Source organism: Sphaerotilus uruguayifluvii (assembly GCF_013294065.1).
Classification (GTDB): domain Bacteria; phylum Pseudomonadota; class Gammaproteobacteria; order Burkholderiales; family Burkholderiaceae_C; genus Sphaerotilus; species Sphaerotilus uruguayifluvii.
Genome location: NZ_JABSNM010000016.1, coordinates 1 through 21,058, shown reverse-complemented (window position 1 = coordinate 21,058; position 21,058 = coordinate 1). Strand labels below are relative to the sequence as shown.

Annotated in this window: 16 protein-coding genes; 14 read left to right on the top strand and 2 right to left on the bottom strand. The window is 68.4% G+C overall.

Annotated elements, in window-relative coordinates:
• Window positions 1-196 precede the first annotated feature (196 nt).
• The 7 genes from HNQ01_RS16190 to pbpG all read left to right on the top strand — a co-directional run bounded on the left by HNQ01_RS16190 (window position 197) and on the right by pbpG (window position 8,568).
• Window positions 197-1,987, top strand: coding sequence for an acetolactate synthase 3 catalytic subunit (locus HNQ01_RS16190; RefSeq protein ID WP_173806464.1), 1,791 nt, complete (start codon window positions 197-199; stop codon window positions 1,985-1,987).
• A 187-nt stretch (window positions 1,988-2,174) separates the two neighbouring features.
• Complete coding sequence (gene ilvN / locus HNQ01_RS16185; protein ID WP_173806463.1) at window positions 2,175-2,666, top strand: acetolactate synthase small subunit; 492 nt, start codon at window positions 2,175-2,177, stop codon at window positions 2,664-2,666.
• A gap of 43 nt (window positions 2,667-2,709) precedes the next feature.
• The gene (ilvC, locus tag HNQ01_RS16180; protein WP_173806462.1) at window positions 2,710-3,726 is read left to right on the top strand and encodes a ketol-acid reductoisomerase; all 1,017 of its coding nucleotides are present in this window, start codon (window positions 2,710-2,712) and stop codon (window positions 3,724-3,726) included.
• A gap of 185 nt (window positions 3,727-3,911) precedes the next feature.
• Complete coding sequence (locus HNQ01_RS16175; protein WP_173806461.1) at window positions 3,912-4,688, top strand: class I SAM-dependent methyltransferase; 777 nt, start codon at window positions 3,912-3,914, stop codon at window positions 4,686-4,688.
• A 66-nt stretch (window positions 4,689-4,754) separates the two neighbouring features.
• Window positions 4,755-5,597: a CDP-diacylglycerol--serine O-phosphatidyltransferase gene (gene pssA / locus HNQ01_RS16170; RefSeq protein WP_173806460.1), complete on the top strand. Its 843-nt coding sequence runs from the start codon at window positions 4,755-4,757 to the stop codon at window positions 5,595-5,597.
• 225 nt (window positions 5,598-5,822) lie between these two features.
• On the top strand, window positions 5,823-7,364 hold the full coding sequence (locus tag HNQ01_RS16165; RefSeq protein WP_173806459.1) for a 2-isopropylmalate synthase: 1,542 nt from the start codon (window positions 5,823-5,825) through the stop codon (window positions 7,362-7,364).
• Between the two features lie 175 nt (window positions 7,365-7,539).
• A complete protein-coding gene (gene pbpG / locus HNQ01_RS16160) occupies window positions 7,540-8,568 on the top strand; it encodes a D-alanyl-D-alanine endopeptidase (protein ID WP_434801520.1) in 1,029 nt (342 codons plus the stop codon).
• A 57-nt stretch (window positions 8,569-8,625) separates the two neighbouring features.
• Here the strand turns inward: pbpG and HNQ01_RS16155 are convergent, their stop codons facing one another.
• Window positions 8,626-9,405: an IclR family transcriptional regulator gene (locus tag HNQ01_RS16155; RefSeq protein ID WP_173806457.1), complete on the bottom strand. Its 780-nt coding sequence runs from the start codon at window positions 9,403-9,405 to the stop codon at window positions 8,626-8,628.
• A gap of 34 nt (window positions 9,406-9,439) precedes the next feature.
• Between HNQ01_RS16155 and HNQ01_RS16150 the strand changes: the two genes are divergently transcribed.
• The 5 genes from HNQ01_RS16150 to zapE all read left to right on the top strand — a co-directional run bounded on the left by HNQ01_RS16150 (window position 9,440) and on the right by zapE (window position 17,898).
• Window positions 9,440-10,588: a TIGR03790 family protein gene (locus HNQ01_RS16150; protein ID WP_286180899.1), complete on the top strand. Its 1,149-nt coding sequence runs from the start codon at window positions 9,440-9,442 to the stop codon at window positions 10,586-10,588.
• Between the two features lie 388 nt (window positions 10,589-10,976).
• Complete coding sequence (locus tag HNQ01_RS16145; protein ID WP_173806456.1) at window positions 10,977-13,832, top strand: 2-oxoglutarate dehydrogenase E1 component; 2,856 nt, start codon at window positions 10,977-10,979, stop codon at window positions 13,830-13,832.
• Between the two features lie 101 nt (window positions 13,833-13,933).
• Window positions 13,934-15,202, top strand: a complete 1,269-nt coding sequence (odhB, locus tag HNQ01_RS16140) for a 2-oxoglutarate dehydrogenase complex dihydrolipoyllysine-residue succinyltransferase (RefSeq protein ID WP_173806455.1) — start codon at window positions 13,934-13,936, stop codon at window positions 15,200-15,202.
• A gap of 82 nt (window positions 15,203-15,284) precedes the next feature.
• Window positions 15,285-16,712 carry a dihydrolipoyl dehydrogenase gene (lpdA, locus tag HNQ01_RS16135; protein WP_173806454.1) on the top strand — a complete coding sequence of 476 codons (1,428 nt, stop codon included), beginning with the start codon at window positions 15,285-15,287 and terminating at the stop codon, window positions 16,710-16,712.
• 85 nt (window positions 16,713-16,797) lie between these two features.
• On the top strand, window positions 16,798-17,898 hold the full coding sequence (zapE, locus tag HNQ01_RS16130; protein WP_173806453.1) for a cell division protein ZapE: 1,101 nt from the start codon (window positions 16,798-16,800) through the stop codon (window positions 17,896-17,898).
• 24 nt (window positions 17,899-17,922) lie between these two features.
• Here zapE and HNQ01_RS16125 read toward each other — a convergent pair whose 3' ends face one another.
• Entirely contained in the window at window positions 17,923-18,690 is a 768-nt protein-coding gene (locus HNQ01_RS16125) for a PP2C family protein-serine/threonine phosphatase (protein WP_173806452.1), read from the bottom strand.
• A 51-nt stretch (window positions 18,691-18,741) separates the two neighbouring features.
• Between HNQ01_RS16125 and HNQ01_RS16120 the strand changes: the two genes are divergently transcribed.
• Both HNQ01_RS16120 and HNQ01_RS16115 read left to right on the top strand, forming a co-directional pair.
• On the top strand, window positions 18,742-18,945 hold the full coding sequence (locus HNQ01_RS16120) for a YdcH family protein (protein WP_173806451.1): 204 nt from the start codon (window positions 18,742-18,744) through the stop codon (window positions 18,943-18,945).
• Complete coding sequence (locus HNQ01_RS16115; protein WP_173806450.1) at window positions 18,942-20,969, top strand: DNA repair helicase YoaA; 2,028 nt, start codon at window positions 18,942-18,944, stop codon at window positions 20,967-20,969. The genes HNQ01_RS16120 and HNQ01_RS16115 overlap by 4 nt, the downstream gene beginning before the upstream one ends.
• Window positions 20,970-21,058 lie beyond the last annotated feature (89 nt).

Genomic DNA, 21,058 nt, shown 5'->3' with positions numbered 1-21,058 from the left:
CTGGGTGCATTTCTTCGACATGACGCCAGCTTGGTGCGATAATCCCGGATTCGCACCACGCGTGCCTGGTCTGAACCGGTCGCCCGACCCCGGGCGCCTGCGTCGATGACCGCGCAGGCGCCAATTCCGCCTCACGAGGGCGAGAGGAGGCGCACCGATCGATTTTCGTCAGAGAAAACCCGAAAGGTTCATCAACATGGACATGTCTGCCGCGGAACAAAAGCGTGCCGCCTCGGCACAAGCCTCCCGCGATTCCTCCTCCTCCGCTTCCCTGCCGGTGCTCAACGGCTCGGAAATCCTCGTGCGCAGCCTTCAGGCCGAAGGCGTCGAGTTCATCTGGGGCTATCCCGGCGGCTCGGTCCTGTACATCTACGACGCCCTGTACAAGCAGGAGTCGATCCAGCACGTCCTGGTCCGCCACGAACAGGCGGCCGTCCATGCGGCCGACGGCTATGCGCGTGCCACCGGCAACGTCGGCGTGGCCCTGGTCACCTCCGGCCCCGGCGTGACCAACGCGGTCACCGGCATCGCCACCGCCTACATGGACTCGATCCCGATGGTGGTGATCACCGGCCAGGTGCCGACCGCCGCGATCGGCCTCGACGCCTTCCAGGAGTGCGACACCGTCGGCATCACCCGCCCGGTGGTCAAGCACAACTTCCTGGTCAAGGACGTGCGCGACCTGGCCGTCACGCTGAAGAAGGCCTTCCACATCGCCCGCACGGGTCGCCCGGGGCCGGTCGTCGTCGACATCCCGAAGGACGTGTCGCTGAACACCGCGCCCTTCGAGTATCCCGAGACGATCTCGATGCGCTCGTACAACCCGGTGCGCAAGGGCCATGGCGGCCAGATCCGCAAGGCCGTGTCGCTGCTGCTGCAGGCCAAGCGGCCCTACATCTACACCGGCGGCGGCGTGGTGCTGGGCAATGCCTCGGCCGAGCTGCGCGAGCTGGTCGACCTGCTGGGCTACCCGGTCACGAACACGCTGATGGGCCTGGGCGCGATGCCGGCCACCGACCCGCGCTTCCTGGGCATGCTCGGGATGCACGGCACCTACGAAGCCAACATGACGATGCAGAACTGCGACGTCCTGCTGGCGGTGGGCGCACGCTTCGACGACCGCGTGATCGGCAACCCGAAGCACTTCGCCTCGGTCGAGCGCAAGATCATCCATGTCGACATCGATCCGTCGTCGATCTCCAAGCGCGTCAAGGTCGACATCCCCATCGTGGGCGATGTCAAGGACGTGCTGCAGGAGCTGATCGCGCAGATCCGCGAGGCCCAGCAGCGGCCGGACGCCAACGCGCTCGGCGCCTGGTGGTCGCAGATCGCCGAATGGCGCAAGCGCGACTGCCTGAGCTACAAGCTGTCGGACGAGCTGATCAAGCCGCAGCATGTCGTCGAGACGCTGTGGAACCTGACGCGCGGCACCGACAGCTACGTGACCTCGGACGTCGGCCAGCACCAGATGTGGGCGGCGCAGTTCTACCGCTTCGACGAGCCGCGTCGCTGGATCAACTCCGGCGGCCTGGGCACGATGGGCGTGGGCCTGCCGTATGCGATGGGCATCAAGCTGGCCAAGCCGGATGCGGACGTGTTCTGCATCACCGGCGAGGGCTCGATCCAGATGAACATCCAGGAGCTCTCGACCTGCCAGCAGTACCGCACGCCGGTCAAGGTCATCGCGCTGAACAACCGCTACCTCGGCATGGTCCGCCAGTGGCAGGAGCTGATCTACGAAGGCCGCTACGCGCACAGCTACATGGACGCGCTGCCCGACTTCGTCAAGCTGGCCGAGTCCTATGGCCACGTCGGCATCAAGATCGAGCGCCCGTCCGAGGTCGAGCCGGCCCTGAAGGAGGTCATCCGCCTGAAGGACCGCACCGTCTTCCTCGACGTGCGCACCGATCCGACCGAGAACGTCTGGCCGATGGTCCAGGCGGGCAAGGGCATCACCGAGATGCTGCTGGGCTCGGAAGACCTGTGACCGGTCCGCGACCCGGCCAGGCCCCGCGGGTGACCGCCGGCGGGGCAGGGCGCCGGGAAGCGCCGGCACGGCCCCGGGCCTGCTGATTCCTCTCGAGAGCACTCGACCTTTCTTCGTTGACAGGCCTGCGGGGCGGGCGACGGCCACACGCCGTCGCGCCGCGGCCCGCCGGCCGGGAGACCCTCACATGAAGCACATCATCGCCCTGCTGCTCGAGAACGAGGCCGGCGCGCTGTCGCGCGTCGTCGGCCTGTTCTCGGCCCGCGGCTACAACATCGAGAGCCTGACGGTCGCGCCGACGGAAGATCCGTCGCTGTCGCGCATGACCATCGTCACCCACGGCTCCGACGAGGTGATCGAGCAGATCACCAAGCACCTGAACCGCCTGATCGAGGTCGTCAAGGTCGTCGACCTGACCGAGGGCAGCTTCACCGCCCGCGAGCTGATGCTGGTGAAGGTGCGCGCCGTCGGCAAGGAGCGCGACGAGATGATGCGCATGGCCGACATCTTCCGCGGCCGCATCATCGACGTGACCGACAAGACCTACACCATCGAGCTGACGGGCGACTCGTCCAAGCTCGATGCCTTCATCGAGGCGGTGGACCGCACCGCCATCCTCGAGACCGTGCGCACCGGTACCAGCGGGATCGGGCGCGGCGAGCGCATCCTGCGTGTTTGATTCGTCCCCGCTACAGACTCAACTACGGAATACGGAAATTTCCATGAAGGTTTACTACGATAAGGATGCCGACCTGTCCCTCATCAAGGGCAAGAACGTCACCATCATCGGCTATGGCTCGCAAGGCCACGCGCATGCCCAGAACCTGAACGACTCGGGCGTGAAGGTCACCGTCGGCCTGCGCAAGGGCGGTGCGTCGTGGGCCAAGGCCGAGAAGGCCGGCCTGAAGGTCGCCGAGATCGCCGACGCGGTGCGCGAGGCCGACGTCGTCATGATCCTGCTGCCGGACGAGCAGATCGCTGCGGTCTACAACGCCGAAGTCGCTCCGAACATGAAGGAAGGCGCTTCGCTGGTGTTCGCGCACGGCTTCAACGTGCACTACGGCCAGGTCGTGCCGCGCGCCGACGTCGACGTCTGGATGGTCGCGCCGAAGGCCCCGGGCCACACCGTTCGCGGCACCTACGTGCAGGGCGGCGGCGTGCCGCACCTGATCGCCGTCTACCAGGACAAGACCGGCCGCGCCCGTGACCTGGCCCTGTCCTACGCCTCGGCCAACGGTGGCGGCAAGGCCGGCATCATCGAGACCAACTTCCGCGAAGAGACCGAGACCGACCTGTTCGGCGAGCAGGCCGTGCTGTGCGGCGGTGCCGTCGAGCTGATCAAGGCCGGCTTCGAGACGCTGGTGGAAGCCGGCTACGCGCCGGAAATGGCCTACTTCGAGTGCCTGCACGAGCTGAAGCTGATCGTGGACCTGATCTACGAAGGCGGCATCGCGAACATGAACTACTCGATCTCGAACAACGCCGAGTACGGCGAGTACGTGACCGGCCCGCGCGTCGTCACCGAGGCGACCAAGAACGCGATGCGCCAGTGCCTGAAGGACATCCAGACCGGCGAATACGCCAAGTCCTTCATCCTGGAGAACAAGGCCGGCGCCCCGACGCTGATCAGCCGCCGTCGCCTGACCGAAGAGCACCAGATCGAGGTCGTCGGCGCCAAGCTGCGCGAGATGATGCCCTGGATCAAGGCCAACAAGCTGGTCGACAAGAGCCGCAACTGATCGCGCGTCCGGCGGTCCGGCTCGGTGCCGGACGCCGTCGAGCACGAGGGGGCGACACCCGCGAGGGTGTCGCCCCTTTCTCGTTTCCTTGCGGCTTGCTGAACGCGGCTTGAGCGAGCCTGAATGTAATGATTTGTATCTGACAATCGGCGCATTCACGAGAAATCACGCAGGGAATCCCCATGATGACGCCGCCTCTCGCTCCTTCTCCGGTCGGACCCGACTACTACCTGCGGCCGGAGGTGGTGCGCCGCTATGCCGGCCAGTCGACGCTGCAGCGCGCCGAGCAGGTCATCCTGGGGCGCATCGGCGAGCGCCGGTTGGCCGCCAGCCGGGTGCTGGACCTGGGCGTGGGCGGCGGGCGCACGACCGCGGCGCTGGCCGGGCGCTGCCGCGGCTATGTCGGCGTGGACCTGTCCGAGCCGATGATCGCCGCCTGCCGGCAGCGCTTTCCCGGCCTGCGCCTCGAGGTGGCGGACGCGCGGGCGCTGCCCTTCGCCGACGCGGCCTTCGACCTGGTGCTGTTCAGCTTCAACGGCATCGACCTGGTGGGCGATGCGGCGCAGCGGCGCCAGGTGCTGGCCGAGTGCGCGCGGGTGCTGGCGCCGGGCGGCGCGATGATCCATTCCTCGCACAACCTGAACTGGCTCGACAGCCGGGCGGCGGTGCGCTGGGCCGGTTCGCTGCGCGTCTATCTGGAGACGCAGCATTTCTGGGGCCGCATGCGCCGGCTCAATCGCGACCGGCTGCGCCAGGCCGGCGCCGGACCGGTCGAGCTGATCGACCCGTGCAACGGTGGCGCGACCCGCTACCTGCGGCCCGAGGCGATGATCGACGAGTGCCGTGCGGCCGGCTGGCGCCGGGTGCATCTGTTCGACCTCGCCGGCCACGAGCGCGTCGACGGACCGGAGATCGCCGCCGCGCGCGATCCCTGGCTGTACCTGATGAGCGAGGGGCGCTGAGCCCCGCCCGGGCTGGCCGTGGGGCGGCCCTGTCGGGCGGCGGCCGCGCTTGGCGATAATCGCGCCATGAACCAAAACACCACCCCCGATCGGGGCGACCTCGACGACGATCTGGACGAGCCGGCGCCGCTGCGTCCGAGGCGCAAGGGCATCTACATCCTGCCGAACCTGTTCACGCTGGCGGCGCTGTTCGGCGGCTTCTACGCCATCGTGATGGCGATGAACGGCCGCTTCGACCAGGCCGCGATCGGCGTGTTCTGCGCGATGGTGCTCGACAGCCTGGACGGTCGCGTCGCACGCATGACCAACACCACCAGCGCCTTCGGCGAGCAGATGGACAGCCTGTCGGACATGGTCTCCTTCGGCGCGGCGCCGGCGCTGATCATGTACGAGTGGGCGCTCAAGGGCCTGGGCAAGCTCGGCTGGATCGCCGCCTTCGTCTACTGCTCGGGCGCCGCGCTGCGCCTGGCGCGCTTCAACACCAACATCGGCGTGGTCGACAAGCGCTACTTCCAGGGCCTGCCGAGCCCGGCCGCGGCCGCGCTGGTCACCGGCCTGATCTGGGTGATGGACGACATGGGCTTCCGGGGCGTGCGCGACATCGAATGGCTGATCTGGCTGGCCTTCGCCACCACGCTCTACGCCGGGCTGACGATGGTCACCAACGTGCCCTTCTACAGCTTCAAGGACGTCAACTTCAAGCGCACCGTGCCCTTCATCGTGATCGTGGCGATCGCGCTGGGCATCGCGGTGATCACCTATCACCCGCCGCTGGTGCTGTTCGGCGTCTTCGTCGTCTACGGCCTGTCGGGCTATGTGGTGTACGGGGTGCGCAAGTCGCGCGGCCGCCCGGTCAGCGTCATCGCCACCTCGACCGACGAGCCCGACGAGCGCGGCCTGCACCGCTGAGGCGTGCTATAGTGGCCGCATGACTTTCGGCGTTCAATCCCTAGCACTGCTTCTAATCGAAGTGCCCCGGGCGCGCTGACCAGTCACACCTGTACATTCCTGTACCCCCTTTCTGGATCGACGGCCCGCATGGCACCACGCTGCGGGCCGTTCTCTTTTGTCGCCCGGTCATCCACCCGGGATCCCAGAGCAGCGTCGGTGTACCCACCCTCCTTGGAGACGACCATGAGTGACAAGCTGATCATTTTCGACACCACCTTGCGCGACGGCGAGCAGTCGCCCGGCGCCTCGATGACGCGCGACGAGAAGCTGCGCATCGCGCGCCAGCTCGAGCGCCTGAAGGTCGATGTCATCGAGGCCGGCTTCGCCGCGTCGTCGAATGGCGACTTCGAGGCGGTCAAGGCCATCGCCGACGTGATCAAGGACTCCACCGTCTGCTCGCTGGCGCGTGCCAACGACCGCGACATCTCGCGTGCGGCCGAGGCGCTGCGCGGCGCCAACCGCGCCCGCATCCACACCTTCATCGCCACCAGCGCGCTGCACATGGAGAAGAAGCTGCGCATGACGCCCGAGCAGGTGCTCGAGCAGGCGCGGCTGTCGGTGCGCTTCGCGCGCAATCTGTGCGCCGACATCGAGTTCTCGCCCGAGGACGGCTACCGTTCGGACGTCGACTTCCTGTGCCGCGTGCTCGAGGCCGTGATCGACGAGGGCGCCACGACGCTGAACATTCCCGACACCGTCGGCTACGCGATTCCCGAGCTCTACGGCAACTTCATCCGCACGCTGCGCGAGCGCATCCCGAACTCCGACAAGGCGATCTGGTCGGTGCACTGCCACAACGACCTGGGGATGGCGGTGGCCAACTCGCTGGCCGGCGTGAAGATCGGCGGCGCGCGCCAGGTGGAATGCACCATCAACGGCCTGGGCGAGCGCGCGGGCAACTGCTCGCTCGAAGAGGTGGTGATGGCGGTCAAGACCCGCCGCGACTACTTCAACCTCGACCTGGGCATCGACACCTCGCAGATCGTGCCGGCCTCGCGCATGGTGGCGCAGACCACCGGCTTCGTGGTGCAGCCGAACAAGGCGGTGGTGGGCGCCAACGCCTTCGCGCATGCCTCGGGCATCCACCAGGACGGCGTGCTCAAGGCGCGCGACACCTACGAGATCATGCGCGCCGAGGACGTGGGCTGGAGCGCCAACAAGATCGTGCTGGGCAAGCTCTCGGGCCGCAACGCCTTCAAGCAGCGCCTGCAGGACCTCGGCGTCGAGCTCGAGTCCGAGTCCGAGCTCAACGCCGCCTTCGTCAAGTTCAAGGACCTGGCCGACCGCAAGAGCGAGATCTTCGACGAGGACATCATCGCGCTGGTCGGCGACGAGAGCGTCAGCGCCGAGGTCGAGCACTATCGCCTGCTGTCGCTGTCGCAGCACTCCGAGACCGGCGAGCGTCCGGGCGCGCGGGTGACCTTCGCCGCCGGCCAGATCGAGCACCGCGCGGTGGCGCAGGGCAACGGTCCGGTCGATGCGACGCTGAAGGCGATCGAGTCGAAGCTGGAGACCGGAGCTGAACTGCTGCTGTATTCCGTGAACGCCATCACGTCCGGCAGCACCGAGTCGCAGGGCGAAGTCACTGTTCGGCTTCAACATGGCGGCCGCGTCGTCAATGGGGTCGGCGCGGATCCCGACATCGTCGTCGCCTCGGCCAAGGCCTATCTGTCGGCGCTGAACAAGCTCCACAGCAAGGCCGAGCGGGTCGCGGCACAGGGCTGACGCAGGGATCGTGCGAACTGGGGGTGGGAACTGAAAATCTTCGGCGAATCATGTGCTTGTGACGCAGGGCATGCTTGGCCTAGACTGATTCCGGTTCCCTGTTCGCAGTATCCAGAGGCCCGTCGTGACGTGTGAATCCTTGAAGAAGAAGACGATTTCCTCCCAGTGTTCGGCACTGCTGCTCGGCGTGGCAGTGCTTCTCTCCGGGCTGGGTCCGGTGTCGGCCGAGGCCGCCACCCGCCAGGCCCGGGCCAAGAGCACCTCCGCCGCCGCGGCCGTGCGCAAGAAGTCCGGCGACGGCGCGCGTGCCGCACGCCGGGTGTCGGCCCGCCGTGCCGTGGCCGCCGAGGCGGCCGAGCCGCCGCGCCTGTCCTACGGCCAGGCCAGCGGCCTGCATGCCACTGCCGATCCGCTCGACCTGAAGTCCAGCGTCGCGCTGGTGGTCGACCAGGACACCTCCGAGGTGCTGTTCAGCAAGAACTCGCAGGCGGTGCTGCCGATCGCCTCGCTGACCAAGCTGATGACGGCGCTGGTCGTCGTCGAGGCGAAGCAGCCGCTCGAGGACATGCTCGAGATCTCCGCGGAAGACATCGACACCGAGAAGAACAGCCGCTCGCGCCTGTCGCCCGGCATCGTGCTCAGCCGTGGCGAACTGCTGCATCTGGCGCTGATGTCGTCGGAGAACCGTGCGGCCAACGCGCTCGGCCGCCACTATCCCGGTGGCCTGCAGGCCTTCGTCGCCGCGATGAACCGCAAGGCCGTGGCGCTGGGCATGTCCAGTACGCGCTATGTCGAGCCGACCGGCCTGTCGAGCAGCAACCAGTCCAGCGCGGCCGATCTGGCTCGCCTGGTCAAGGCGGCCTACCAGTACCCGCTGCTGCGCGAGTTCTCGACCTCGCCGGCGCACGAGGTCGACGTCGGTTCGCGTACGCTGCAGTTCCACAACACCAACCGCCTGGTGATGAACCCGGGCTGGGACATCGGCCTGCAGAAGACCGGCTACATCGTCGAGGCCGGGCGCTGCCTGGTGATGCAGGCGAAGCTGTCCGGCCGCAAGCTGATCATGGTCTTCCTCGATTCGGCGGGCAAGTACTCGCGCATCGGCGATGCCGAGCGGGTGCGGCGCTGGATCGAGTCGGGAGATGCCGGGCGTCATCCGGCCGGGCCGCTGTCGGCCGGCCGGGCCCGCACGCCGCTGTCCTGATCCGGGCCGCACGGATCCGAAGCCCCGCTCGCGAGCGGGGCTTTTCTCGTGGGTGCCTCAGTGGCTGCCGCGGTAGCCCAGCGAGGCCGAGATCGACTGTGCGGTCTCGCGCAGCCGGTCGGCCCAGGTCTCCTCGAGACGGTCGGCCGGCGCCGAGATCGACAGTCCGGCCACCAGCCGGCCCTGGTCGTCGTGGATGGCTGCGGCCATGCAGCGCACGCCCAGCTCCAGTTCCTCGTTGTCCCGTGCCATCTCGGTCTGCCGCACCCGCGAGAGCTCGCGCTCCAGCGTCGACAGGTCGGTGATGCTGTTGCGGGTGTGGCCGGCCAGCCCGGTGCGGGTCGCATAGCTGCGCACCCGCTGGGGATCGTCGTGCGCGAGGAAGAGCTTGCCCACCGAGGTGAGGTGAAGCGGCGCGCGCCCGCCGATGGCCCGCACCACCTGCATGCCCGAGCGTTCCGAGTAGGCCCGCTCGATGTAGACGATCTCGTCGCCCTGGCGCACCGACAGGTTGACCGGCTGATGCGTGAGCTTGTGCAGATCGCGCATCGGTCCCAGGGCCGCATCGCGCACGTCGAGTCGCGCCTTGACCAGGTTTCCGAGTTCAAGAAGTCGCATTCCGAGCCGGTAGCTGCCGGCTTCCGGGCGATCGACGAAGCGGCCGATCGCCAGATCGTTCAGGATGCGGTGCGCGGTCGACGGGTGCAGGCCCGTCTGCTCGCTGATCTGCTTGAGCGACACCGGATCCTGATGCTCGGCGAGCACGTCGAGCAGCATGAACATGCGTTCCATCACCTGGATGGCCGGGGTCTGCGGTGCACTATCCTTCTTTGTCATGGTGATTCGATTCGGTTTCTGTCGGCATTTTTACATGGCGAAAAGGCATCTGGCGATGCAGATGCTCGGTGCGCTTCTGGCGTCGATGATCGGAGGGGCTGCGGCGGCCGCACCGGCCCCGGCCGAGCCCCCGATGGAGCCGGCCGGCGCGGCCCCGGCGCGGGCGGCCTCCGCGCCGCAGCGGCGCTGGCTGACTGGCGTGCCGCGCGTGGCCGGGCGGGTGCTGCCGTCGCGCATCGGGCTGGTCGTCAACGATGCTGATCCCTATTCGGTCGAGGTCGGCGAGCACTACCGCCGCGCCCATGCGCTGGCCGACGATCAGGTGCTGCATGTGGACCTGCCGGTGCAGCCGCATCTGGCGGTGGCCGAGCTGGAGCGGCTGCGCCGGCGCATCGACGAGTTCTTCGGCGATCGCGTCCAGGGCCTGGCGCTGGCCTGGGTGAAGCCGTTTGCCGTCGAGTGCCAGTCGATCACGTCGGCGGTCACGCTGGGCTTCGATCCGGGGGTCTGCGCGTCGACCTGCGCCCGACAGGCCCTGTCGCCCTATTTCAACTCCCGCAGCGCGGCGCCCTGGCGCGATCATGGCCTGCGCCCGTCGATGCTGCTGGCCGCCTCCTCCCCGGCGCTGGCGCACCGGCTGATCGACCGGGCCAGCACCTCGATCGGCGCGCTGGCGCTGCGCGGCGTGGCGCCGTCGCGCGTGCATTACATGAACACCGCCGATGCGGCGCGCAATGTCCGCGCGTCGCTGTTCCCGCCGGCCGGCGCGGTCCCTCGCCTGGGCCTCGAGGTGCTGGTCGAGGACGGCGACCTGCCCGCGGCCGGCAGCGAACGCGTCGTTCTGGTGCAGACCGGGGTGGCGCGCTTCTCGGGCGCGGAGGCGATCGGCTGGCTGCCGGGCGCGCTGGCCGATCATCTGACCTCCTACGGCGGCGTGCTCGACCGGTCCGCCGGGCAGAGCACGGCGCTCGACTGGATCGATGCCGGCGTCACTGCAAGTTATGGAACTGTCAGCGAACCCTGCAATCATCCGCAGAAGTTCCCGCACCCGCAGCTGCTGCTGATGCACTACCTGCAGGGCAGCACCGCGCTCGAGGCCTACTGGAAGAGCGTGGCCTGGCCTCGCCAGGGGCTGTTCGTCGGTGATCCGCTGGCGGCGCCCTTCGCGAGAATGCGCCCCTGACGGGAGCACCCACGGCCTTGGGGCCGCGGGCGGGAACGGCAGACGACAACGACACGAGAACGCAGCGACACGACCGTCGCAGGAGACAAGCAGATCATGTGCCACGCCTCGGGCCGCGCCGCCCTGTGCCAGGCTGATGCATTCATGTCCGCAACGCGGACAGGGTTGCATCATTTTGACCACAGTCATTCTCTCGACACAGAAAAAACGCCAGGGACGCGCCGCGTTCCCGGTGCTACATTGTCGTCCTGACTCTGTAGGTCCTTCCCGTCCCCTTCTCTGGCAACAGCTAAGGCGGGTCGCGATCCGCCAACCGGTCTAGCCGTGTCGCGGAAGGTTGTCCAACCCATCGGAGCCCTGGTCACTGGGGCGCAAGGTGAGCGAAAATATGATGCAGCAATACAGGTCGAACTCGTACCTCTTCGGCGGCAATGCCCCCTACGTCGAAGAAATGTACGAGGCGTACCTCGACAATCCGGGCTCGGTGCCTGACAACTGGCGCGACTACTTCGACGCGCTTCAGCACGTGCCCGCGGTCGACGGCTCCGACAGCCGCGACGTCGCCCACGCGCCCGTCATCGAATCCTTCGCGCAGCGCGCCAAGGCCAACGCCTTCGCCGTCAAGGCCAGCTCCGCCGATCTGGCGGTCGCCCGCAAGCAGGTCCACGTCCAGTCGCTGATCGCCGCGTACCGCAACGTGGGCGCGCGCTGGGCCGACCTCGATCCGCTCAAGCGCACCGAGCGTCCCAAGATTCCCGAACTCGAGCCGGCGTTCTACGACCTGACCGAGTCCGACATGGACATCACGTTCTCGGCGACGAACACGTACTTCACGAAGGCCGAGCACATGACCCTGCGGGAGATCCTGCAGGCGCTGCGCGAGACCTACTGCAGCACGCTCGGCGTCGAGTTCATGCACATCACCGACCAGACGCAGAAGCGCTGGTGGCAGGAGAAGCTCGAGAGCATCCGCTCGAAGGCGAGCTTCAGCGTCGAGCAGAAGAAGCACATCCTGGAGCGTCTGACCGCGGCCGAAGGCCTGGAGCGCTTCCTGCACACCAAGTACGTCGGCCAGAAGCGCTTCTCGCTCGAAGGCGGCGAGAGCTTCATCGCCGCGATGGACGAGCTGGTCCAGCGCGCCGGCGAGAAGGGTGTCCAGGAGATCGTCATCGGCATGGCCCACCGCGGCCGCCTGAACGTGCTGGTCAACACCCTGGGCAAGATGCCCAAGGACCTGTTCGCCGAATTCGACCACACCGCGCCGGAAGAGCTGCCTGCCGGTGACGTCAAGTATCACCAGGGCTTCAGCTCGGACATCGCGACCCAGGGCGGTCCGGTCCACCTGTCGCTGGCGTTCAACCCGTCGCACCTGGAAATCGTCAACCCGGTGGTGGAAGGCTCGGTGCGCGCGCGCATGGACCGCCGCGGCGATCCGGCCGGCGCGCAGGTGCTGCCGGTGCTGGTGCACGGCGACTCGGCCTTCGGCGGCCAGGGTGTCAACCAGGAGACGCTGATGCTGTCCGAGACCCGTGGCTACTCCACGGGCGGCACGGTGCACCTGATCATCAACAACCAGATCGGCTTCACCACCAGCGACCCGCGCGACCTGCGCTCGACGCTGTACTGCACCGACATCGTCAAGATGGTCGAGTCGCCGGTGCTGCACGTCAACGGCGACGATCCGGAAGCGGTCGTGCTGGCCACGCAGCTGGCGCTCGAGTTCCGCCTGGCCTTCCGCAAGGACGTGGTCGTCGACATCATCTGCTTCCGCAAGCTGGGCCACAACGAGCAGGACACGCCGGCGCTGACCCAGCCGCTGATGTACAAGAAGATCGGCGCGCACCCTGGCACCCGCAAGCTCTACGCCGACAAGCTGGCCGCCCAGGGCCTGGGCGAGACGCTGGGCGACGACATGGTCAAGGCCTACCGCGCCGCGATGGACGCCGGCCGCCACACGGTCGACCCGGTGCTGTCGAACTACAAGAGCAAGTTCGCGGTCGACTGGGCGCCGTTCCTGGGCAAGAAGTGGACCGATTCGGCCGACACCGCGATCCCGCTGACCGAGTGGAAGCGTCTGGCCGAGCGCCTGACCACCATGCCGGCCACCGTGAACATGCACCCGCTGGTCAAGAAGGTCTACGACGACCGCGCGGCCATGGGTCGTGGCGAGATCAACGTCGACTGGGGCATGGGCGAGCACATGGCCTTCGCCTCGCTGGTGGCGGCCGGCTACGGCGTGCGCCTGTCGGGCGAGGACTGCGGCCGGGGCACCTTCACGCACCGTCACGCCGTCATCCATGACCAGAAGCGCGAGAAGTGGGACGAGGGCACCTACGTGCCGGCGCAGCACGTCGCCGACGGTCAGGCCACCTTCACCGTCATCGACTCGATCCTGTCGGAAGAGGCGGTGCTGGGCTTCGAGTACGGCTACGCCTCGGCCGAGCCGAACACGCTGACGATCTGGGAAGCCCAGTTCGGCGACTTCGCCAACGGCGCGCAGGTCGTGATCGACCAGTTCATCGCCTCCGGCGAAGTGAAGTGGGGCCGCGTCAACGGCCTGACGCTGATGCTGCCGCACGGCTACGAAGGCCAGGGCCCCGAGCACAGCTCGGCCCGCCTGGAGCGCTTCATGCAGCTGGCCGCCGACACCAACATGCAGATCGTGCAGCCGACCACCGCCTCGCAGATCTTCCATGTGCTGCGTCGCCAGATGGTGCGCCCGCTGCGCAAGCCGCTGGTGCTGTTCACGCCGAAGTCGCTGCTGCGCAACAAGGAGGCGACCTCGCCGGTGACCGAGTTCACCAAGGGCGAGTTCCGCACCGTGATCGGCGAGCTCAACGCCGCGATCGACGGCGCCAAGGTCAAGCGCGTGATCTGCTGCTCGGGCAAGGTCTACTACGACCTGATCAAGAAGCGCGAGGAGAAGAAGGCGAACGACGTGGCCATCATCCGCGTCGAGCAGCTCTATCCCTTCCCGCACCGCGCCTTCGCCAACGAGCTGAAGAAGTATCCGAACGCCACCGACATCGTGTGGTGCCAGGACGAGCCGCAGAACCAGGGTGCCTGGTTCTTCGTGCAGCATCAGATCCACGAGAACATGCAGAGCGGTCAGCGTCTCGGCTACGCCGGTCGCCCGGCCTCGGCCTCGCCGGCCGTGGGTTACGCCCACCTGCACCAGGAACAGCAGAAGGCGCTGCTGGACCAGTCCTTCGCCAAGCTCAAGGGCTTCGTGCTGACCAAGTAAGCCTGTCCCGAACGCTTCGCGTGCCCGGCGCCCGCCCCAGCAGGGCGGGTGCCCGGGACAGGTCGCGGGCGTGAATCCGAGATCCAACCGAATTTCCCATCATGGCCATCGTAGAAGTCAAGGTTCCCCAGCTGTCCGAGTCGGTTGCCGAAGCAACCCTGCTGTCGTGGAAGAAGAAGCCGGGCGAGGCTGTCGCCATCGACGAGATCCTGATCGAGATCGAGACCGACAAGGTCGTGCTGGAAGTGCCGGCGCCGGCCGCCGGCGTGCTGGCCGCCCATGTCGTCGGTGACGGCGGCACGGTCGTCAGCGACCAGGTGATCGCGCAGATCGACACCGAAGGCAAGGCGGGCGCTGCCGCCGCTCCGGCCGCAGCCGCGCCGGCCGCCGCTCCGGTGGCGGCCGCCGCCGCGCCGGCCGCCACCGGCGGCTCGAAGGGCGACGTCGCGATGCCGGCCGCCGCCAAGCTGCTGGCCGACAACGGCCTGGCCGTCGGCGATGTCGCCGGCTCGGGCAAGGACGGCCGCGTCACCAAGGGTGATGTGCTGGCCGCCGTCGCCGGTGGTGCCAAGCCGGCCGCCGTGCCGGCCCCGGTCGCCGCGCCGGTGCCCGCCGCCGTGGCCCGGCCGCTGCCCGCCGTGGCCGCGCCGGCCGCGCAGAACCTGAGCGACCGCCCCGAGCAGCGCGTGCCGATGAGCCGCCTGCGCGCGCGCATCGCCGAGCGCCTGATCCAGTCGCAGTCGACCAACGCCATCCTGACGACCTTCAACGAGGTCAACATGGCGCCGGTCATGGACATGCGCAAGAAGTTCCAGGACAAGTTCGAGAAGGAGCACGGCATCAAGCTGGGCTTCATGTCCTTCTTCGTCAAGGCGGCGGTCGCGGCGCTGAAGAAGTACCCGATCCTGAACTCCTCGGTCGACGGCAACGACATCGTCTACCACGGCTACTTCGACATCGGCATCGCGGTGGGCTCGCCGCGCGGCCTGGTGGTGCCGATCATCCGCAACGCCGACCAGATGTCCTTCGCCGACATCGAGAAGAAGATCGCCGAGTTCGGCAAGAAGGCCAAGGACGGCAAGCTGGGTCTGGAAGACCTGTCGGGCGGCACCTTCTCGATCTCCAACGGCGGCACCTTCGGCTCGATGCTGTCGACCCCGATCATCAACCCGCCGCAGTCGGCCATCCTGGGCGTGCACGCCACCAAGGACCGCGCGGTGGTCGAGAACGGCCAGGTCGTCGTGCGTCCGATCAACTACCTGGCGATGTCGTACGACCACCGCATCATCGACGGCCGCGAGGCCGTGCTGGGTCTGGTGACGATGAAGGAAGCGCTGGAAGATCCGGCCCGCCTGCTGTTCGACATCTGATCGACGCGCCCCGCATCTGATCCTCTGACGTGATCTCGAACGCCCCTCCGGGGGCGTTCTGCCAAGCATTCCAGGAAACACCATGTCCAAGCAATTCGACGTCGTCGTCATCGGTGGCGGCCCCGGCGGCTACATCGCCGCGATCCGTGCAGCCCAGCTCGGCTTCCAGGTCGCCTGCATCGACGAGTGGAAGAACGACAAGGGCGGCCCGGCTCCGGGCGGCACCTGCACCAACGTCGGCTGCATCCCGTCGAAGGCGCTGCTGCAGTCCAGCGAGCACTTCGAGCAGGCCGCGCACCACTTCGGCGACCACGGCATCACCCTCGACAACCTGAAGATGGATGTCGCGAAGATGGTCGGCCGCAAGAACACCGTCGTGAAGCAGAACAACGACGGCATCCTCTACCTGTTCAAGAAGAACAAGGTCAGCTTCTTCCACGGCCGCGGCTCCTTTGCCAAGGCGGTCGAGGGCGGCTACGAGATCGCGGTGGCCGGCGCGGCCAACGAGACGCTGACGGCCAAGAACGTCATCGTCGCCACCGGCTCGAACGCGCGTGCGCTGCCGGGTGCCCCGTTCGACGAGGAGAAGATCCTCTCCAACGACGGCGCGCTGCGCATCGGTGCCGTTCCCGCCAAGCTCGGCGTGATCGGCTCGGGCGTGATCGGCCTGGAGATGGGCTCGGTCTGGCGCCGCCTGGGCTCCGAGGTCACCATTCTCGAAGCCATGCCGTCCTTCCTGGCCGCCGCCGACGAAGGCGTGGCCAAGGAGGCGCTCAAGGCCTTCCAGAAGCAGGGCCTGAAGTTCGAGTTCGGCGCCAAGATCTCCAAGGTCGACGCCTCGGGCGAAGGCGTGGTCATCAGCTATGCCAACGCCAAGGGCGAGGAGCAGACGCTGGCGGTGGACAAGCTGATCGTCTCGATCGGCCGCGTCGCCAACACCATCGGCCTGAACCCTGAAGCCGTCGGCCTGCAGCTCGACGAGCGCGGCATGATCGTCGTGGACGCCGACTGCAAGACCAACCTGCCCGGCGTCTGGGCGGTCGGCGACGTGGTGCGCGGCCCGATGCTGGCGCACAAGGCCGAGGAAGAAGGCGTGGCGGTCGCCGAGCGCATCGCCGGCCAGCACGGCCATGTCAACTTCGCGACCATTCCGTGGGTGATCTACACCAGCCCGGAAATCGCCTGGGTCGGCCGCACCGAGCAGCAGCTCAAGGCCGACGGCGTCGCCTACAAGGCCGGCCAGTTCCCGTTCATGGCCAACGGCCGCGCGCGTGCGCTGGGCGACACCACCGGCTTCGTCAAGTTCCTGGCCGATGCCAAGACCGACGAGATCCTGGGCGTGCACATCGTCGGCCCGTTCGCGTCCGAGCTGATCTCGGAAGCCGTCGTGGCGATGGAGTTCAAGGCCTCGGCCGAGGACATCGCGCGCATCTGCCATGCGCACCCGTCGCTGTCGGAAGCCACCAAGGAAGCCGCGCTGGCCGTGGACAAGCGCACGCTGAACTTCTGAGCATCCGCTCGCGGCCCCGGCAGGCCGTGAGACCCTGAGGGGCGGCGCAGGCCGCCCCTCTGTCCTTGTCGACGCCCCCGAACCCATGAGCACCGTCACCGAGATCTATCACCAGACCCTCGCCGAGCGCGGCTACCAGGCCGATCCGGCCCAGCTGCGCGCCGTGGCGGCGCTGCAGCGCTGCCAGGACGAGTGGATCGCCTACAAGGCCCGGCGCAGCAACGCGATCACCAAGATGCTGGTGCGCCCGGCGCTGCCGCGCGGCGTCTACATGTACGGCGGGGTGGGGCGGGGCAAGAGCTTCCTGATGGACAGCTTCTTCCAGGCGGTGCCGCTGCAGCGCAAGACCCGGCTGCACTTCCATGAGTTCATGCGCGAGGTGCACCGCGAGCTGCAGGAGCTCAAGGGCATCCCGAATCCGCTCGACGAGCTGGGCAAGCGCATCGCGCGGCGCTTCCGGCTGATCTGCTTCGACGAGTTCCATGTCGCCGACGTCACCGACGCGATGATCCTGCACCGGCTGCTCGACGCGATGTATGCGAACCGGGTCTCGATCATCACCACGTCGAACTTCCATCCCGACGAGCTGTACCCGAACGGCCTGCACCGCGACCGCATCCTGCCGGCGATCGAGCTGCTGAAGGCCAAGCTCGAGGTGATCAACGTCGACAACGGCACCGACTACCGCCGCCGCACGCTGCAGCACGTGCAGCTCTACCACACGCCGCTGGGCGCGCAGGCCGATGCCGAGATGACGAAGGCCTTCGACGAGCTGGCCGAGGTGAAGGACGAGGATCCGGTGCTGCGCATCGAGAGCCGCGAGATCCGCGCGCGTCGCAAGGCCGGCGGCGTGGTGTGGTTCGATTTCAGGCAGCTCTGCGGCGGCCCGCGCTCGCAGAACGACTACCTCGAGCTGGCCAGCCAGTTCCACACGCTGCTGCTGTCGGACGTGCCGATGATGCCGCCGAAGCTGGCCTCGGAGGCCCGGCGCTTCACCTGGCTGGTCGACGTGCTCTACGACCGGCGCGTCAAGCTGATCATGTCGGCCGAGGTGCCGGCCGAGCAGCTCTACACCGAAGGGCCGCTGTCGCACGAGTTCCCGCGCACCGTCTCGCGTCTGAACGAGATGCAGTCGCAGGAATTCCTGGCGCTGGAGCGGCGCGACGTGGACACGTCGCTGACCTGAATCCCGGCGGCGACCCGGTCCGGCTCACTCGATCGCGTCGAGGCGCACCAGGGCGAGCGAGAGGTTGTCGCCGCCGCCGCGGGCGCGCTGGCGCGCCTTGCTGATCAGCATCTTGCTGGCGTCGCGGGGCTTGAGCGCATGCACGATGGTGCCCAGCTCGCGCGAGGTGAAGTAGTGCCACAGCCCGTCGCTGCAGACCAGGATCGAGTCGCCGAGCTCGAGCCGGTCATGGCGGGCCAGCGTGATCGGCGGCTCCTCGTCGGCGCCCAGGCAGCCGGTCAGCAGGTGCGAGTGCGGATGGTCGTTGGCCTCGTCCTCGGTGATCTCGCCTTCCTCGACCAGGCGCTGCACCAGCGAGTGGTCGAAGGTGCGCGACATCATCTGCGAGCCGCGGAAGACGTAGACGCGCGAGTCCCCGGCGTGGATCACATGGCACTGGCGATCGGGCAGGATCAGCGCAGCGGCGATCGTGCTGTGCGGCTCCTGCTCGGAGGTGATCGCCGTCAGCTTGATCATCAGGTGCGATTCGAGCACGATGCGCTTGAGCAGGTCGGCGGCCGGCTCGCGGCTCGGCACGAAGCGCTCGAAGAGCTGGCGGGCGATCAGCAGCACCTGGTCGGCGGCCTTGCGGCCGCCGCTCTTGCCGCCCATGCCGTCGGCCAGCACGGCCAGCACGCAGCCCGGCACGCGCGGGTGGGAGAAGATCTCCACCTGATCCTGTTGGTAGAGCCGGTCGCCGCGGTCGATTCCAGTCGACGCCGACAGCCGATATCCAGGGGAGTCGGGTTTCATGGCAAAACTATAATCGCTGTCTGCCATGTTTCCTGTTGATGATGCACGCGGATGGACGATAACCTGCATTCCCCGCAGCGTCGGTTGATCGAGTTGCGCATCGAGCACGCCGATCTCGACAGCCTGATCGACAGGATCGCGCACGAGATGCCGCTCGACGAGCTGATGCTGCGCCGCCTGAAGAAGCGCCGGCTGGCGCTGCGCGACATGATCGCGCGCCTCGAGATCTCGCTCGATCCGCCCGAGCCGGCATGAACGACGCAGCGCCCGACACCTCCCCTGGCGACGACGCCTTCGCGCTGCGGGCCGAGGTCGCTCGCGCCTTCGCGCCCGGCGGCGATCTGGCCCGGCTGGATCCGCGCTTTCGCCCGCGTCCGGGCCAGACCCGGCTGGCCGACGCGGTGGCGCAGGCGCTCGATTCGCGCGACGTGCTGGTGGCCGAGGCGGGCACCGGCGTCGGCAAGACCTACGCCTACCTGGTGCCACTGCTGCTGTCGGGCCTGCGCGCGATGGTCAGCACCGCGACCAAGAGCCTGCAGGACCAGCTCTTCCTGCGCGACCTGCCGCGGCTGGCGCGCCTGTTCGGCCTGCCGGTGCAGGTGGCGCTGCTCAAGGGGCGCGCGTCCTACCTCTGCCTGCACCGCCTGACGCTGGCGCGCCAGGCACCCGAGCCGCTCGATGTCTTCGCGCTGCGCCAGCTCGCCCGCATCGAGACCTGGGCGCAGGGCACGCGCAGCGGCGATCTGGCCGAGGTCGACGGGCTGGACGAGCGCTCGGCGGTCATTCCGCTGGTCAGCTCGACGCGCGACAACTGCCTGGGCGCCGACTGTCCGTCCTGGCGGCAATGCCATGTGGTGCAGGCGCGGCGCGAGGCGATGCAGGCCGACATCGTCGTCGTCAACCATCACCTGTTCTTCGCCGACCTGACGCTGCGCGACACCGGCATGGCCGAGCTGCTGCCCAGCGTCGATGCGGTGGTCTTCGACGAGGCGCACCAGCTCAACGAGGCGGGCGTGCAGTTCCTCGGCCGCACGCTGGCGAGCTCGCAGCTGATGGACTTCGGGCGCGACCTGCTCGCCGCCGGGCTGACGCAGGCGCGCGGCTTCGGGCCGTGGCAGGAGCTGGCGGCGCGCTGCGAGCTGGCCGCGCGCGAGCTGCGGCTGGCCTGCGCCGGGCCGGGGCGCACCAGCGTGCGGCTGCGCTGGGACGAGCGCGCCGGCCAGGCGCCCTTCGACGAGGCGCTGGAACGGGTCGCGCGGGTCGCGGCCGAGGCGGCGCAGCACCTCGAGGCGGTCGAGGCCGCCGGGCCCGACCTGCAGCGCCTGCTCGAGCGCGCCCGCTCGCTGCTGTCGCGGGCCGAGGCCTTCGGCGCGGAGGCCGAGCCCGGGCGGGTGCGCTGGATCGATGCCGGCGCGCACCAGGCCCGGCTGACCGAGTCGCCGCTGGACGTGCGCGAGACGCTGCGCGCCCAGGTCGAGTCCGGCCGCCGGGCCTGGATCTTCACCTCGGCGACGCTGGGCGACGAGCCGAGCCTGGCCTGGTTCACCCGCCGCGCCGGGCTGGAGGAGGCCCGCACGCTGCAGGTCGCCAGCCCCTTCGACTACGCGGGCCGGGCGCGGCTGCATGTGCCGCGGCTGTTCCCGAAGCCGGCCGATCCGCGCCACCCGGACGAGGTGACGGCGCTGGCGGCGCGCTGCGCGCAGGCGCTGGGCGGACGCACCTTCGTGCTGACGACGACGCTGCGCGCGCTGCAGCGCATCGGCGAGGGCCTGCGCGCGCGGCTGCAGGGCCGGGGCATCGAGGTGCTGATGCAGGGCGAGGGGCCGAAGCGGGCGCTGCTGGCGCGCTTCCTGGAGCGCCCGCGCGCGGTGCTGGTGGGTTCGCACAGCTTCTGGGAGGGCATCGACGTGCCGGGCGACGCGCTGCAGTGCGTCGTCATCGACAAGCTGCCGTTCCCGCCGCCGAACGATCCGCTGGCCGAGGCGCGCAGCCGCGCGATCGAGGCCGAGGGCGGCAGCGCCTTCAACGACCATTTCGTGCCGGAGACGGCGATCGCGCTGAAGCAGGGCGCCGGGCGGCTGATCCGCAGCGAGAGCGACCGCGGCCTGCTGGTGATCTGCGACACGCGGCTGGTGCAGATGGGCTACGGCCGGCGGCTGCTGGCAGCGCTGCCGCCGATGGGCCGGCTGGAGAGCGAGGCCGAGGTGCGGGCCTGGCTGGAGTCGCTGGCCGGCGAGGGCGCGCCGCGGGCCGCCTCGCCGCCGACGCTGCCGGTCTGAGAGCGTGTTCACGATCCCGACTGCCCTGAAAATGCGGGGATGCCGACGAGAAAAGCCTACGCGAGTGACATCAGCCGAGAGCGGTTTGC